This window comes from Streptomyces sp. NBC_00461 (assembly GCF_036013935.1).
Lineage (GTDB): Bacteria > Actinomycetota > Actinomycetes > Streptomycetales > Streptomycetaceae > Streptomyces.
Window position 1 is genome coordinate 9857700 of the sequence record NZ_CP107902.1, and the last position, 13984, is coordinate 9871683.

The window sequence follows — 13984 nt, forward strand, 5'->3', positions numbered from 1 at the left end:
CGCGAGGGAGATCTGTCACGCCTTTCGAGTGCCGGCCGACCGGGACGCCGTACGTCGGCCGAGGACCGCGGCGAGTGCCCGCCGCGCCCTGCGGGCCACCCGTCGCAGAGCCGAGGGCCTGCGAGTCCGTACCACCTTGACCGAGGTGGTGTCCGCACGCAGGGCGAGCGGCAGCGGGAGGAAGCGTGGCTCGTCGGCCTCCGGAGCCGCGCACAGGGCGGTCCGCCAGGTCGCGCCCCTGAGGTCGGAGACGGTCAGAGCGGCCTCCAGCACGGCCCCGTCACCGGCGGGGGAGAGTGTGCCCCGCGCGTCGATCGACCTGTTTGCCGAAGTGAGCCGCAGCAGCACCGCGGTGTCGGCCGGTACGTGCAGCGGCACCGGCGTACGCAGTCGGCCGCCCGCGGTGTCGACGGCCGCGGGGTCGAGGCGGTCGAGGCCCAGGCGCTTGCTCGCCCGGTCGACGTCCAGGGAGAGATTGCCGTGCTGGTCTGTCCAGTACGGCAGGACCACCCGCCCGCCCACGACGCCGCCTGACGAGGCGGCACGGGCCTTGCGCGGGCCGGGGCCGATGCGGGCCTCCTTGCTCCAACCGCCCAGCCTGACACGGGCGTACGTGTCCCACAGCCCGGCGCGCAGCGGTGTGCCGTCCACCGCGCCCGCCGGGTCGACCGCGGCCGTCGCCCGCAGCACCAGCCGTACGCGCCCGCTGTCCTCGACCGGCACGATTTCCCGGGTGACCTCGACCGGCTGGAAGTACTGGGCGGCGCTGGCGCGTTCGCGCACCAGCAGGTCCAGGGTGCCCTGAGAGAACCGGGCCACGGTGTCGGCACCCACCCAGGCGATCGCGTCCGCGATGTTCTTCGGCGGACCGTCCAGCGGGGTCCGGACCCCGCCGCCGGGGAAAGTCAGCGGCGAGCCGCCCGTGGTGAACTCGGCGGTGAAGTCGAGGCGCAGCGCCCCGTCCCGCCACTCGACGGTGCCGGGGCAGGCCGACAGGCTGAGCCCGACCTCCCACTCGGCGAAGGCCACGACGTCGTCGTACCGTTCGGCGGCGATCAGCGCGGCCACGACCTGCTGCGTCGGCAGCAGCCCGGCGGCGACACCGGGGCCGAAGCGCTCGGCGACGACGTGGTGGATCTCCTCGAACTGCTTGCGCCGGTAGTCGTCCGGCTTGCTGAGGAGGCGCCGGCCGCGCATCCGCTCCACCATCTCGACGCGCAGCCATCGGCGGTAGAGGCTGTCGCGCACCGCGCCCGGCTCGGTGTACTGCTCGACGACGTCCAGCGCCTCCCGCAGGTTCTTGAAGTACCCGACGGGGTCGAAGCGTTGGAAGCCCGCGTTGGACGAGTCGTCCCGGCGGACGTGGTAGTAGCAGACGTAGTCGCCGATCACGGAGACGTTGGCCGCGCGCAGATACGCCTCCGTCACGAAGACGTGGTCCTCAAGACGCCGCCTGCCTTCGGGGAAGCGCAGGCCGATCTCGTCGAGGAAGGCCCGGCGGAACATCTTGTGCGGGGTGAGGCTGTCGATGAGCGGGGCGTCCGCCACGCTCGCGCGCGGCCGGTTGCGGCGGAACAGCTCCACCGGGACCGCGCGGCCCTGGCCGGCCATCTTGCCTACGACGACGTCCGCGCCGTTGGCCACGCCGTACTCGTACATCCGCTCCAGGGCCTCGACGCCGAGGTGGTCGTCGTTGTCGACGAACATGACGTACTCGCCCCGGGAGGCGGCGATGCCGACGTTGCGGGGCTTGCCCGACCAGCCGGAGTTCTCCTGGTGGAAGACCCGGACCCGGGGCTCTTCTGTGGCGAGCGCGTCGAGCAGGGCCGGGGTCCGGTCGGTGGAACCGTCGTCGACGAAGATCACTTCGTATGCGTCGGGTGGCAGGGACTGCTTGAGCAACGAGCTGATGCAGTCCTCGATGTAGGGCCCCGGGTTGTAGACGGGGACGATGACGCTGACCTTGACCGGCATCGGGCTCCGAGCCCCCTCGGGTCGCTCGCCGTATGGGTGGGTGCGGGTGGCCAGATGCTATCTCCGACGGGAGCTTCGTCCCACTCCGGGCGCCCTTTTGGGGTCCCCGCGACCGGATCAGCCGTGCGTCTTGGTCAGCAGCTCCAGGATCTCGGCCGTGGTGCCCGGCTCGCCCAGACGAGGGAAGATCCGCTCGATGCTGTTGTCGTGGGCCTCGGAGCTCATGTCGCTCATGGCGTCGGTGGCGAGGGTGACGTGGTAGCCGTGCTCGTGGGCGGCGCGGGCGGTGGACTCCACGCCGATGCTGGTGGCGATGCCCGTCAGCACGATCTGCGTGACACCGCGACGGCGCAGCCGGACGTCGAGGCCGGTGCCGTGGAAGGCGCCCCAGTTGCGCTTGGTGACCGTGATGTCGCCGGGGTGACCGGCCAGTTCGGGAACGATGACGTCCCAGCCCTCGGGCAGGGTGCCACCCCGGCCGGCGGCCTGGGTGCGGCCGGGGACGGCGTCGCTCCCGTCCGCGGCGAACGAGACCCTGACCAGCACCACGGGCAGGCCACGGGCACGGAAGGCGTCGGCGAGTTCGGCCGTACGGGTGACGACCTCGGCGCCGGTGTACGGCTGGGTGGGCGCGCCGACTATGCCGGCCTGGAGGTCGATCACGACGAGGGCGGTGCGCGGGTCGAGTGCGGTGACGGTCAAGGGTCAGGCCTTTCGGGAGCGTGCGAGTCAGCTCGGTTTCGGTGAGTGGTCGAGGAGGGCGGTCGCAAGGAGCGGCGCGGATCCGGCAGGCATGCGCGGGGCCGGATCGTGCCGACCTGCCGTGTCGGTGCGGTGGGCGAAGAACGTCGCGGCGGCGGCGGACGCGGTCGGCGTGTCGAGGAAGAGGGACATGAAGGTGCGCAGCCGTCCGGCGGGCGAGGCGATACGGGCCGGCTCGGCCGCCGCCTCCACGGCGAGGAGTTCCTGGCCGGGCGACGGGCGACGCCGGAGAGCTTCGGTGTCACTGCTGCGTGAGCCGTTCCAGCAGGGCAAGGCCGTCGAGAACCGTGCGGCGTTCGTCCTCCGTGTACCGGTCCTGCAGGGCCCGGGCCAGCCACTCCTCGCGTGCCTGGCGGTCGCCCTCGACCCGTCGGCGGCCCGCGTCGGTCAGGGTGACGAGCTGGCGGCGGCCGTCGTCCGGGTCGGGGCTGCGCCGGATCATTCCCTGCCGGTCCAGGGCGGCGAGCGTGGTCGCCATCGACTGCGGCCGCACGCCCTCGGCCGTGGCCAGCGCACTGGCCGTGGCAGCCCCGTGCTTGGCGACCAGGGTGAGCGCGGAGACCTGCGGCGGCGTGAGCTCGTCGTCCTCCGCGACCTCCCTGATACGGCGCCGCAGTCTGCTGAACACGACCCGCAGGTCGCGCGCCGCACGCGCGGCGGAATCGCTGATGCCCCCGGGAGGGTCGGTGATCGGTCCGTCCATACCCTCACCGTAGAATCGTAAGCTGAAACTGTCCAGTTCAGCCTGAACAGTTTTCTCTGTAGATCCTCAGCTTTCTCTGCAGCGCACCGGGCGGTCCGCTCACCCCTGGCACCGATGCGCTCTCTACGCTGCCCCTGTGCGCCTTCTCCTGACGACCGACACCCACCTCCCCAAGCGCGCCAAGGAGCTGCCCGCCCCGCTCCTTGCCGAACTCCCGCGCGCCGACGTCGTGTTCCACGCCGGGGACTGGGTCGACACCGACACCCTCGACCTGCTGGAGGCCCGCTGTCGCCGACTCGTCGGTGTGTACGGCAACAACGACGGGCCCGAGCTGCGTGCGCGACTGCCCGAGGTGGCGTATGCGGACCTCGGTGGACTGCGCTTCGGGGTCGTGCACGAGACGGGCCCGGCACCGGGCCGGGAGACGCGCTGCGCCGCCCGGTTCCCGGACCTGGACGTGCTGGTCTTCGGCCACAGCCACATCCCGTGGGACACGACCGCCCCGGGGGGCCTGCGACTGCTCAACCCCGGTTCCCCGACCGACCGCCGCCGTCAGCCCCACTGCACGTACATGACCGCCACCGTGGCCGACGGCCTGCTCACGGACGTACAGCTGCACCGCCTGCCACCGCGGCGGCCACCGGTTTCGGGGTAGGGGGTCGGGGCACCCGGCAGCGGCGCCGCACGGCAGCACCTGGCACAGGGCGGCATTGTCAGTCCCCACTGGTACCAAGGAACCATGACTGGAACACCGGCAACGCTTCTGCGTCGCGCGGTGAGTCCCGCACGGCACGCGGGCTCGCCGCGCACCGTCCTGCTCGTCATGTGCGCCGGGTACTTCCTGGTGCTGCTCGACGTCACCATCGTCAATGTCGCGCTGCCCGCCATCGGTTCGGGCCTGGGCACCGACGTCGGCGGCCTCCAGTGGGTGGTGGACGGATACGCGCTGGCGCTCGCCGCCCTCATGCTGACCAGCGGGACGGCCGGAGACCTGCACGGACACCGGCGGGTGGTGCTGGCCGGACTCGTCGTCTTCGGCGTGGGCTCGCTGGCCTGCGGAGTCGCCCCGGACGTGCCCGTCCTGGTCGCCGCCAGGGTGCTCCAGGGCATGGGCGCGGCCCTGCTGCTGCCGGGCACCCTGGCCATCATCAGCCGCGCCTTCCCCGACAGAGCGGCACGCGCGCGGGCGATCGGCCTCTGGGCCGGCATCGGAAGCCTGGCCCTGCCCGCCGGCCCGCTGCTCGGCGGCGCACTCGTCGACGGCCTCGGCTGGCGGGCCATCTTCCTGCTGAACGTGCCGATCGTGCTGGTGGCCCTGGTGTGGGCCGCGGCGATTGTGCCGGAGAGCCGAGAGGCGCAGTCCCGGCGTCTGGACCTGCCCGGAGTGCTGCTCGGCAGCCTGCTGTTGCTGGCGACGACGTACGCCTTCATCGAGGGCGGACGCTCGGGCGCCGCCACACCGCAGGTGCTGACGGCCGTGATCCTCGCCGTCCTCGCCGTGCCGGCACTGGCCGTGGCGGAACTGCGTCGCGGGGACGACGCGATGCTGCCCGTCACACTGCTACGGCGACCGGCCTTCGACGCGGCCAACGTGGTGGCCGGGATCATGAACATGGGCACGCTCGGCACACTGTTCGTGCTGATGCTGTTCCTGCAGTCGGTCCAGGACCGCTCCGCGCTGCTCGCGGGCGCGGCGGTGATCCCGCTGTTCGCCCCGCTCGTGGTCATCGCGCCGTTCGGCGGGCGCATCACCAGCCGGATCGGGTCCCGCCTTCCGGCCGCCGCGGGTCTGCTCGTCGCCACGGCGGGGCTCGCGCTGTTGGTCCTGGCCGCGCCGCACTCCCCGTATCCGATCCTGCTGCCCGCGTTCCTGTTGTGGGGCACCGGCATGGGACTGCTGACCCCGGCGGTCGTAGCCGCAGCCATCGCGGCCGTCCCCGCCGAACGCTCAGGGCTGGCTTCCGCGATGAACAACACCGCACGTCAGACCGGCGGTGCGATAGGTATCGCGGTGGCGGGAGCGATCGCCGGACAGCCCACCGACGTGAAAAGTTTCGTACGGGGCTTCCACGCCGTCGCCCTCGGAGCCGCGGGCCTGTACGCGGCGGGCGCGGTGCTCGCACTGCTCCTGTTGCCGGGCGCCCTGCGTCCGGGTGACGGGAAGCGAAGGGAACGGCCGACGTCAGCGTGAAAGGCGCGGAAGGGACCGATCCGCGACATGCGTGACTCCATCGGATCCGGGCCGCTGCATGCAGCTGCGAGCGGCCCGGTCGCTGCGAGTGTGCGGTGTCACGGACCTCCTTCCCGCAGAGGTGCTGTCTTGCGGGGGCGTGCAATGCCTCCATTGCGCGGCGGCTACCCCTTCCGGGGCGCCCTCACACACGGAATTCCGGTCGACTCCGGGCCGACGGCCACGCTGAGAGGACGGGGTGCTGACACACGGCACTCCTGTACGCCGTCCTGTACGCCGTCTGCTCTCCGCCCGGTTCCCGCAATGGGCTCAGCTTCCCGTCAGTTCGGTGCCGCAGTCCGGCATGGACGACGTCACGAACCGGCACCCCGGGGCACGGCAGCCCTGAACCACCTGGAGGCGGCCCTCGCGGACCACCGGCGGTACGGCCCCTGAGGGAGATCAACCCCGCCGCGACCGCCGTACGCCCCTGAACACGACGGCCGCGAGGACGACCGCCGCGGCCACCACTCCCGCCCGTTTGGCCACCGGCACCCCGGCCGTGCGGAACAGGTCGAGGGGCTCGGCCGGCTCCGGCGGTTCCTCCACCGTCGCGACGGGCTCGACGATCCGCTCCGACAGGCAGTCGGCGAACTGGCCGACCAGCCGGTCGCCCACCTCCGCCATCACACCGCGCCCGAACTGCGCCGGCCGCCCGGTCACCGTGAGGTCGGTGCGTACCGACACGGCCGTGCCGTCGTCGTGCCCGGTCAGGGTGCCGGTCACCGTGGCGCGTGCGGTGCCCTGGCCGCGGGTCTCCCGGCCGCTGGCGATCAGCACCATCCGGTGCGCCGTCTCGTCCTGTTCCTCGAAGACGGCGGTGCCCTTGTAGGTCACGGTGATCGGACCCACCTTGACCTTCACCGAGCCGGTGACGGTCTTTCCGTCGTACTCCTCCACGGTCGCCCCGGGCATGCACGGGGCGATCCGCTCGATGTCGAGGAGCGTCCGCCAGGCGTCGTCGACCGGAACCGGCACGGTGAACTCGTGATGCAGCTCCATCACGTCCTCCTGGGATGCGAGGGACTCACAGGGATTCAAGGGGAAAGCCGGGCGGCGGATGGATCGCTCCGCCGGTCGCGGTCAGCGGGGTGCCGGTGCCGCCCCAGCGCAGGGCGACGATCTCGGCGGCGACGGACACAGCGACCTCCTCGGGCGTACGGGCGCCCAGGTCGAGGCCGACCGGTGAGCGCAGCCGGGCCAGTTCGGGCTCGGTGAGACCGGCCTCCAGCAGGCGCTTCATACGGTCGTCGTGCGTACGGCGGCTGCCCATCGCCCCGATGTACGCGGCCGGCCGCCGCAGCGCCTCCTCCAGCAACGGAACGTCGAACTTGGGGTCGTGGGTGAGGACGCAGATCACCGTGCGCTCGTCGGTATCGGTGCCCCGGAGGTAGCGGTGCGGCCAGTCGACGATCACCTCCACGGCTTCGGGGAAGCGCTTGGGCGTGGCGAACACCGGGCGGGCGTCGCACACGGTGACCCGGTAGCCGAGGAAGCTGCCGATGCGGGCCACGGCGGCCGCGTAGTCGATCGCGCCGAAGACCAGCATGCGCGGGGGCGGGGCGAAGGAGTGCAGGAACACGCTGACCGTGTCCTCGCGCCGCTCGCCGTGGGGGCCGTAGTGACGCAACCCCGTGGCGCCCAGGGCGAGTTCGCCGCGCGCGTCGGCGGTGACGGCCACGTCCAGGCCGGTCGCGCCCAGCGTGCCGGACACCTCGTCCGGCCAGACGGCGAGAGTGGCCCCGGTCTTCGCCGGCCCGTCCGTCACCGTCGCCACGGTCACCGGGCGGCCCGCGGCGACGGACTCCGCGACCGCCGCGAAGGCCGGGTCGGACTCCCTGGTGACCGGCCGGATCAGCAGGGTGATCTCGCCGCCGCAGGTCAGTCCGACCGCGAAGGCGTCCTCGTCGCTGTATCCGAAGGTCTCCAGCCGGGCCTCGCCGCTCTCCACGACCTCCTCGGCAAGTTCGAAGACGGCTCCCTCGACACAGCCGCCGGAGACACTCCCCACGACCTCCTGGCCCGGGCCCACCGCCATGGCCGCGCCGGGATCGCGTGGTGCGCTGCGGCTCACGGAGACGACGGTCGCGAGGCCGAACGGGGCCCGAGCCGCATACCACTCGGTCAGCGTCGGGAGAATGTCACGCACGATCCGCTCCTTCCATGCAGGCCGCGTCGGCCCCTCGCACCACCGCCGCCAGACGCTCCAGCGCGGCCAGGCTGTGCCCCTCGACGAAAGCGTCCACGCTCGGCAGTGCCGCCGCCATCCCGGCGGCCAGGGGCGCGTAGCCGGGGCGTGCCTTGCGCGGATTGGCCCAGACAACCCGGTGCGCCAGCCGGTGCAGGCGGCGCATCTGGGCTCCGAGCAGCGCCGGATCGCCACGCTCCCACCCGTCGGACAGCAGCACCACCACAGCTCCGCGCGCCATGCCCCGCTGCCCCCATCGGTTCAGGAACTCGCGCAGCAGCTCCCCGAGCCGGGTGCCGCCGCGCCAGTCGGGCACGGCCGCGGCGAGTGCGGTCATCGCGAGGTCCGGGTCACGGTGCGAGAGTTCGCGGGTCACCCGGGTCAGCCGGGTGCCGATCGTGAACACCTCCGTACGGCCTCCGTGCGCGGCCGCGTGCGCGAACCGCAGCAGCGCGTCGGCGTACGGCGCCATCGAACCGCTGACGTCCACCAGCAGGACGACCCGACGCCGCCGGTCGGACCGGGTGTGCCGCCGCAGCCGCGCCGGTTCACCGCCGCGCCGCAGCAACTCCCGTACGGTGCGGTGCGGATCGACGTCCCCGCGCCGCGCCGGCCGACGCCGCGCGCTGCGCCGTACCTCGCCGCGCAGCGCGAACGCGGCCAGCAGGCGGCGCAGTTGCTCGCGCTCGGCGGAATCCAGCCCGGCGACGTCGCGATGGCGCAGGACTTCGGCGGAACTGGCGAGCGCGGCCGCGGGCGGCCCCGCGTCTCGCTGCTCGTCCGGGGCGCGTCCGCCGGGCACAGGACCTTCCCGTACGACCAGCCGCAGCCGCGGCGGGGGCGCCGCGGCCGGCACCCGCCTGCCGGCTGATCCACCTCCGAAATAGGCGGCGAACACCCTCTCGTACCGCTCCAGGTCGTCCCGCCCGCCGCACAGCGTCAACCGCCCCGCCCAGTGCACGTCCGCCCGCACCCCGGGCTCCAACTCGTCCACCGCCCGCAGAAAGGCATGCACCCGCTCAGCACTCGCATCGCCCCCGGCCGCCCGCAGCGCCCGGGCGAAACCGAGGAGAACGGCATCGGCACGGGCGCCGGCGGGCTGGGCGGCCGGGCCTGGGGGACTGTCGGCCGCCGAGCCCACGGAGTCGTTGCCGCTGCCCAGTTCCGCCGCACCGCCGGCCCAGCTGCGCGGTTCAGCCCCATGGCCCTCGCCCTCGCCATTGCCTTCGCCATCGCCAAGGGCGTGCGCGTATGCCGGCCGTTCCGGTGGAGTGCGCCTGCCGGTCTGCTCGCGTCTCTGACCGGGAGTGTCGCCGGGCGGATGGTGCGCCGCTGCCGCGCCGAAGCGCCCGTCCTCCCACCCCGCACCGCCGCCCATGTCGCCTGTGCCGTTCACGCCGCCCATACCGCTCAAGCCCCCCGAGTCGCCAGTACCGCCGACAGGTCGAGGCCCCGGGCCCGTTCCGTGTCCTCGCGGTACTTCAGGACCGAGCCCAGGGTCGCGACCGCGAGTTCCGCGTCGACCTCGTCGGCGCCCAGTGCGTCCAGGGCCTCGGTCCAGTCGATCGTCTCGGCGACACCCGGCGGTTTGAGCAGGTCCTGGGACCGCAGGGCCTGCACGAGCGCGGTCACCTGTTCCGCCAGGCGTGCCGACACACCGGGCAACCGCCGCCGTACGATGGCCAGTTCGCGGGCGAAGCCGGGATGGTCGAACCAGTGGTACAGGCAGCGACGCTTCAGCGCGTCGTGCACCTCGCGGGTGCGGTTGGAGGTCAGGACCACCACCGGCGGCACCTCGGCACGCAGGGTGCCCAGCTCCGGGATCGTGACCGAGAACTCCGACAACAGCTCCAGCAGGAAGGCCTCGAACTCGTCGTCGGCGCGGTCGATCTCGTCGACCAGCAGCACCGACGGCTGCGTCTCCAAGGCCTTGAGCAGCGGCCGGGCGACCAGGAAGCGCCGGTCGTACAGTTCGCCCTCAAGGCGGTCCGCGTCCTTGACTCCGGCCGCCTCCGCGGCCCGCAGGTGCAGCAGCTGACGGGGGAAGTCCCAGTCGTACAGCGCCTGCGAGGCGTCGATGCCCTCGTGGCACTGCAACCGGATCAGCGGCGCGTCGAGCGCCACGGCGAGGGCGGACGCCAGCGCGGTCTTGCCGACACCCGCGTCGCCCTCGCAGAAGATCGGCCGGTGCAGCCGCAGAGCCAGGAAGCAGGCGGTCGCCAGCCCGTCGTCGACGAGGTATCCCGTCTCCTCCAGGCGGGCCCGTACCTGCTCCGGGCCGTCGAGGTCCGCGGCCGGGCCCGGCCCGTCCGCGATCGGGTCGCGCGTGTGCGTGATCGGTCCTCACCCCATTCCGGCGGCGACCAGGACCGCCCGCCTGGTCAGCACCCGCGCCAGGTGTTCGCGGTACTCGGGGGAGGCCGAGGTGTCCTGCGACGGCCGCGTCCCCTCCGCCGCGGACTCGGCGGCCCGCGCCACGGCCTCCGCGTCCCCGGCGCCGGACAGGGCCTCCTCGGTCACCGAGGCGCGCAGCGGGGTCGAGCCCATGTTGCTCAGGCCGATCCGTGCCTCGGCGATGTGCCCGTCGTCGCGCCGCACCAGTGTGGCCACGCCGACGATCGCCCAGGACTGCGCCACCTGATGGAACTTCTCGTAGTGGAAGCCCCAGCCGTCCGTCTTCGGCACCCGGACCTCCGTCAGTAGTTCGTCGGGCGCCAGCGAGGACTGGAGATAGTCGACGAAGAAGTCGCGGGCCGGGATCGTGCGCCGTCCGCCCGGTCCCTGCGCCACCAGTTCACCGCCCAGCGCCAGCACCACCGCGGGCAGGTCCCCGGCCGGATCGGCGTGCGCGAGGGAGCCGCCCAGGGTGCCCCGATGCCGTATGGCGGGGTCCGCGACCGTGGCCGTCGCCGACGCCAGCAGGCCCGCGTGCCGACGGACCAGCGGATCGTGGATGACGTCGTGGTGCGTCGTCATCGCGCCGATGACGAGCGTGTCGCCGTCCTCGCGCACCCCGCGCAGCGCGGGGATGCGGCCGACGTCCACGACCAGCTCGGGAAAGGCGAGCCGCATCCTCAGCAGCGGCAGCAGGCTCTGCCCGCCGGCCAGCACCTTCGCGTCCTCGCCGGCGTCGGCGAGCGCGCGTACCGCTTCGTCGACCGTGGCCGGCCGGGTGTAGTCGAATGCCGGAGGAATCATCGCCGGGCCTCCCTCACCGCTCGCCAGACCCGCTCGGGTGTACAGGGCATGCGTATGTCGTGCACGCCCAGGGGCCGCAGTGCGTCCATGACCGCGTTGACCACGGCGGGCGTGGACGCGATCGTGCCCGCCTCCCCGACTCCCTTGACGCCCAGGGGATTCGAGGTGGCCGGTGTCTCCGTCCGGTCCGTCACGAAGTCGGGCAGGTCGGGCGCCGCCGGTACGAGGTAGTCGGCCATCGTGCCGGTGACCAGGTTGCCGTCGTCGTCGTACACGGCCTCCTCGTAGAGCGCCTGCGCGATGCCCTGCGCGATGCCGCCGTGCACCTGTCCCTCGACGATCGTCGGGTTCACGACCCTGCCGACGTCGTCGACGCTGACGTAGGAGCGGATCCGCGTCTGCCCGGTCTCCGTGTCCACTTCGACCGCGCACAGGTGGGTGCCGTGCGGATAGGAGAAGTTGTCCGGGTCGGTCAGGTGCTCGGCGTTGATGGTGGGTTCCATGCCGTCGGGCAGATCGTGCGAGGAGAACGTCTCGAAGGCCACCTCCTGAATGGTCTTGCGGGCGTCCGGAGACCCCTTGACGGAGAACACGCCGTCGGTGAACTCCAGGTCGTTCTCGCTCGCTTCGAGCAGATGGGCGGCCACCTTCCGCGCCTTCTCGACCACCTTCCGCGCGGCATGGTGGACGGCGGTTCCACCCACGACGAGCGACCGCGACCCGTAGGTGTCCATGCCCTGCGGGGCCGCCTTGGTGTCGCCGTGCACCACTTCGACGTCCTCGAACGGCACCCCCAGCACGTCGGCGGCGATCTGGCTCCAGCAGGTCACATGCCCCTGCCCGTGCGGGCTGGTGCCGGTGACCACCTCGACCTTGCCGGTCGGCAGCACCCGGATGCTCGCGGCCTCCCAACCGCCGGCCGCGTACCTGAGGTCCCGCAGCACCCGGCTCGGGGCGAGCCCGCACATCTCGGTGTACGTCGACACGCCGATGCCGAGCCGTACGGTGTCCCCCCGGTGATTGCGGTCCGCCTGCTCGGCCCGCAGCTTGTCGTAGTCGAACAGCGCCAGAGCCTTCTCGGTCGCGGCCTCGTAGTTGCCGCTGTCGTAGGTCAGCCCCGCGATGGTCGTGTACGGGAACTCCTCGTGTCCGATCCAGTTCCGGCGCCTCAACTCCACCGGATCCAGGCCGAGTTCGACGGCCAGCTCGTCCATGACCCGCTCGATGGCGAACGTCGCCTCCGGGCGCCCGGCGCCCCGGTAGGCGTCGGTGGGCGTCCGGGTCGTGAAGACACCGGTGCACGTGAAGTCGTAGGAGCCCATCTTGTAGATCGCCGGATACATGAAGGCGCCCAGGATCGGGATGCCCGGGGTGACGAGCATCAGGTACGCGCCCATGTCGGCCAGCAGGTCGACCTTGAGGCCGAGCAGCGTGCCGTCACGGTTCGCGGCGATCTCGACGTCCTGGATCATCCCGCGGCCGTGGTGCGTGGCCAGATAGCCCTCGGAGCGGGACTCGGTCCACTTCACGGGCCTGCCCAGCCTGCGGGCGACCGCGAGGGCGATGGCCTCCTCGCCGTACACCTGGAGCTTGGAGCCGAAGCCGCCGCCGACATCGGGGGCGATCACCCGCAGTTTGTGCTCCGGGATGCCGGTGACCACCGCCATCATGACGCGCACGATGTGCGGAATCTGGGTGGCCGAGTACAGCGTGTACTCGCCGGACGCGGCGAGCGGGGTGACGACGACGGCGCGCGGTTCCATCGCGTTGGGGATGAGCCGCTGCTGGTGGTAGCGGCGCTTCAGCGTGACCTCGGCGCGCTGCCGTACGGAGTCGAAGTCCTCGCCCGTCTTCAGCGGCCAGACGTAGCAGCGGTTGGTGCCCTTGCCGGAGTGGACCAGCGGGGCGTCCTGACCGAGCGCGGCCTCCAGGTCCAGGACCGGGGGCAGCGGCTCGTAGTCGACCTCGATCGCCTCCAGGGCGTCCGCGGCCGCGTACCGGTCGCGGGCCACCACCACGGCCACCGGGTCGCCCGCGTACCGCACCTCGTCGACGGCGACCGCCGGGTGGTCCGGCAGCACGATGTCCTCGGTCACCGGCCAGGCGCACGGCAGCGAGCCCAGGACCTCCGCGAAGTCGCCGCCGCTGAACGCGGCGATGACGCCGGGACGATCGAGGGCCGGTGACACGTCGATCCGCTCGATGCGGGCGTGAGCCATCGGGCTGCGCAGGATCGCCATGTGCAGCAGTCCGTTGACGCTGATGTTGTCGGTCCAGTTGGTCTGCCCGGTGATCAGGCGGGCGTCCTCCTTGCGGGGCCGGGCACGCCCGACCTCGGGTTCCACGGCCTGGTCGGTCATGCCGGGACCTCCTCTTCGGAGGCGGCCTGTACGGCCCGCACGATGTTCTGGTAGCCGGTGCAGCGGCAGAGATTGCCCTCCAGGGCGTGGCGGATCTCCTCCGAGGTGGGGTGCGGGTGCTCGCGCAGCAGATCGCGCGCGGCCATCAGCATCCCGGGCGTGCAGTAGCCGCACTGCAGGGCGTGCTTCTCGTGGAAGGCGCGCTGCAGAGCGGTCAGCTCCCCGTCATGGGCCAGCCCCTGCACGGTGGTCACCTCGCTTCCGTCGGCCTGGACGGCGAGCACGGAGCAGCTCTTGACGCTCGCGCCGTCCAGTTCGACCGTGCAGGCCCCGCAGTTCGAGGTGTCGCAGCCGATCGGGGTGCCGGTCAGACCGAGGCGGTCGCGGAGGTAGTGGACCAGGAGGAGACGGGGTTCCACGTCGTCCTCGTACGTCGTGCCGTCCACCTTCACCGAGATGTGGGTCATGTGCCCTCCCAGGATCACGGGACGTGATGTACGTCACTCTAGGACTGCTTCTGGAAGGGTGCGAGAGCAGCGGAGTCATTGGTTGAGCGTTAATCCGTTGGC

At 72.3% G+C, this 13984-nt stretch carries 13 protein-coding genes; 2 read left to right on the forward strand and 11 right to left on the reverse strand.

All coding sequences use genetic code 11. The features are described 5' to 3' along the window. Positions 1-15 precede the first annotated feature (15 nt). From OG870_RS45550 to OG870_RS45565, 4 genes are all read right to left on the reverse strand, one after another. Entirely contained in the window at positions 16-1974 is a 1959-nt protein-coding gene (locus OG870_RS45550; protein ID WP_327692196.1) for a glycosyltransferase family 2 protein, read from the reverse strand. Positions 1975-2091: 117 nt separating this feature from the next. Then, positions 2092-2676 carry a hydrolase gene (locus OG870_RS45555; RefSeq protein WP_266527830.1) on the reverse strand — a complete coding sequence of 195 codons (585 nt, stop codon included), beginning with the start codon at positions 2674-2676 and terminating at the stop codon, positions 2092-2094. Between the two features lie 27 nt (positions 2677-2703). After that, positions 2704-2928 (reverse strand): hypothetical protein, encoded by a 225-nt coding sequence (locus OG870_RS45560; RefSeq protein ID WP_266842078.1) that lies wholly within the window; start codon positions 2926-2928, stop codon positions 2704-2706. A 49-nt stretch (positions 2929-2977) separates the two neighbouring features. Then, on the reverse strand, positions 2978-3439 hold the full coding sequence (locus tag OG870_RS45565; RefSeq protein WP_266527836.1) for a MarR family winged helix-turn-helix transcriptional regulator: 462 nt from the start codon (positions 3437-3439) through the stop codon (positions 2978-2980). Positions 3440-3575: 136 nt separating this feature from the next. On the opposite strand from OG870_RS45565, the gene OG870_RS45570 reads away from it, so the two are divergent. Both OG870_RS45570 and OG870_RS45575 read left to right on the forward strand, forming a co-directional pair. Next, the gene (locus tag OG870_RS45570; RefSeq protein ID WP_266527839.1) at positions 3576-4094 is read left to right on the forward strand and encodes a metallophosphoesterase family protein; all 519 of its coding nucleotides are present in this window, start codon (positions 3576-3578) and stop codon (positions 4092-4094) included. 84 nt (positions 4095-4178) lie between these two features. Then, positions 4179-5630 carry an MFS transporter gene (locus OG870_RS45575; protein WP_327692197.1) on the forward strand — a complete coding sequence of 484 codons (1452 nt, stop codon included), beginning with the start codon at positions 4179-4181 and terminating at the stop codon, positions 5628-5630. 441 nt (positions 5631-6071) lie between these two features. Here OG870_RS45575 and OG870_RS45580 read toward each other — a convergent pair whose 3' ends face one another. The 7 genes from OG870_RS45580 to OG870_RS45610 form a co-directional block, all read right to left on the reverse strand. Continuing rightward, entirely contained in the window at positions 6072-6671 is a 600-nt protein-coding gene (locus tag OG870_RS45580) for an SRPBCC family protein (protein ID WP_266527843.1), read from the reverse strand. Positions 6672-6696: 25 nt separating this feature from the next. Continuing rightward, positions 6697-7818, reverse strand: a complete 1122-nt coding sequence (locus tag OG870_RS45585; protein ID WP_327692198.1) for an XdhC/CoxI family protein — start codon at positions 7816-7818, stop codon at positions 6697-6699. Then, positions 7811-8908 (reverse strand): vWA domain-containing protein, encoded by a 1098-nt coding sequence (locus OG870_RS45590; RefSeq protein ID WP_323180332.1) that lies wholly within the window; start codon positions 8906-8908, stop codon positions 7811-7813. The genes OG870_RS45585 and OG870_RS45590 overlap by 8 nt, the downstream gene beginning before the upstream one ends. A gap of 359 nt (positions 8909-9267) precedes the next feature. Next, positions 9268-10194: an AAA family ATPase gene (locus tag OG870_RS45595; RefSeq protein WP_443063475.1), complete on the reverse strand. Its 927-nt coding sequence runs from the start codon at positions 10192-10194 to the stop codon at positions 9268-9270. Between the two features lie 6 nt (positions 10195-10200). After that, positions 10201-11055, reverse strand: coding sequence for an FAD binding domain-containing protein (locus tag OG870_RS45600; RefSeq protein ID WP_266587879.1), 855 nt, complete (start codon positions 11053-11055; stop codon positions 10201-10203). Then, on the reverse strand, positions 11052-13415 hold the full coding sequence (locus tag OG870_RS45605; protein WP_266842087.1) for a xanthine dehydrogenase family protein molybdopterin-binding subunit: 2364 nt from the start codon (positions 13413-13415) through the stop codon (positions 11052-11054). The genes OG870_RS45600 and OG870_RS45605 overlap by 4 nt, the downstream gene beginning before the upstream one ends. Next, positions 13412-13882 carry a (2Fe-2S)-binding protein gene (locus OG870_RS45610; protein WP_266527858.1) on the reverse strand — a complete coding sequence of 157 codons (471 nt, stop codon included), beginning with the start codon at positions 13880-13882 and terminating at the stop codon, positions 13412-13414. The genes OG870_RS45605 and OG870_RS45610 overlap by 4 nt, the downstream gene beginning before the upstream one ends. Positions 13883-13984: the final 102 nt, after the last annotated feature.

What these genes read in the sequence shown, in the direction of transcription:
- OG870_RS45550 (WP_327692196.1), bottom strand. Translation starts at nt 1,974, where the DNA reads ATGCCGGTCAAGGTCAGCGTCATCGTCCCCGTCTACAACCCGGGGCCC.
- OG870_RS45565 (WP_266527836.1), bottom strand. Translation starts at nt 3,439, where the DNA reads ATGGACGGACCGATCACCGACCCTCCCGGGGGCATCAGCGATTCCGCC.
- OG870_RS45575 (WP_327692197.1), top strand. Translation starts at nt 4,179, where the DNA reads ATGACTGGAACACCGGCAACGCTTCTGCGTCGCGCGGTGAGTCCCGCA.
- OG870_RS45580 (WP_266527843.1), bottom strand. Translation starts at nt 6,671, where the DNA reads ATGGAGCTGCATCACGAGTTCACCGTGCCGGTTCCGGTCGACGACGCC.
- OG870_RS45600 (WP_266587879.1), bottom strand. Translation starts at nt 11,055, where the DNA reads ATGATTCCTCCGGCATTCGACTACACCCGGCCGGCCACGGTCGACGAA.
- OG870_RS45605 (WP_266842087.1), bottom strand. Translation starts at nt 13,415, where the DNA reads ATGACCGACCAGGCCGTGGAACCCGAGGTCGGGCGTGCCCGGCCCCGC.
- OG870_RS45610 (WP_266527858.1), bottom strand. Translation starts at nt 13,882, where the DNA reads ATGACCCACATCTCGGTGAAGGTGGACGGCACGACGTACGAGGACGAC.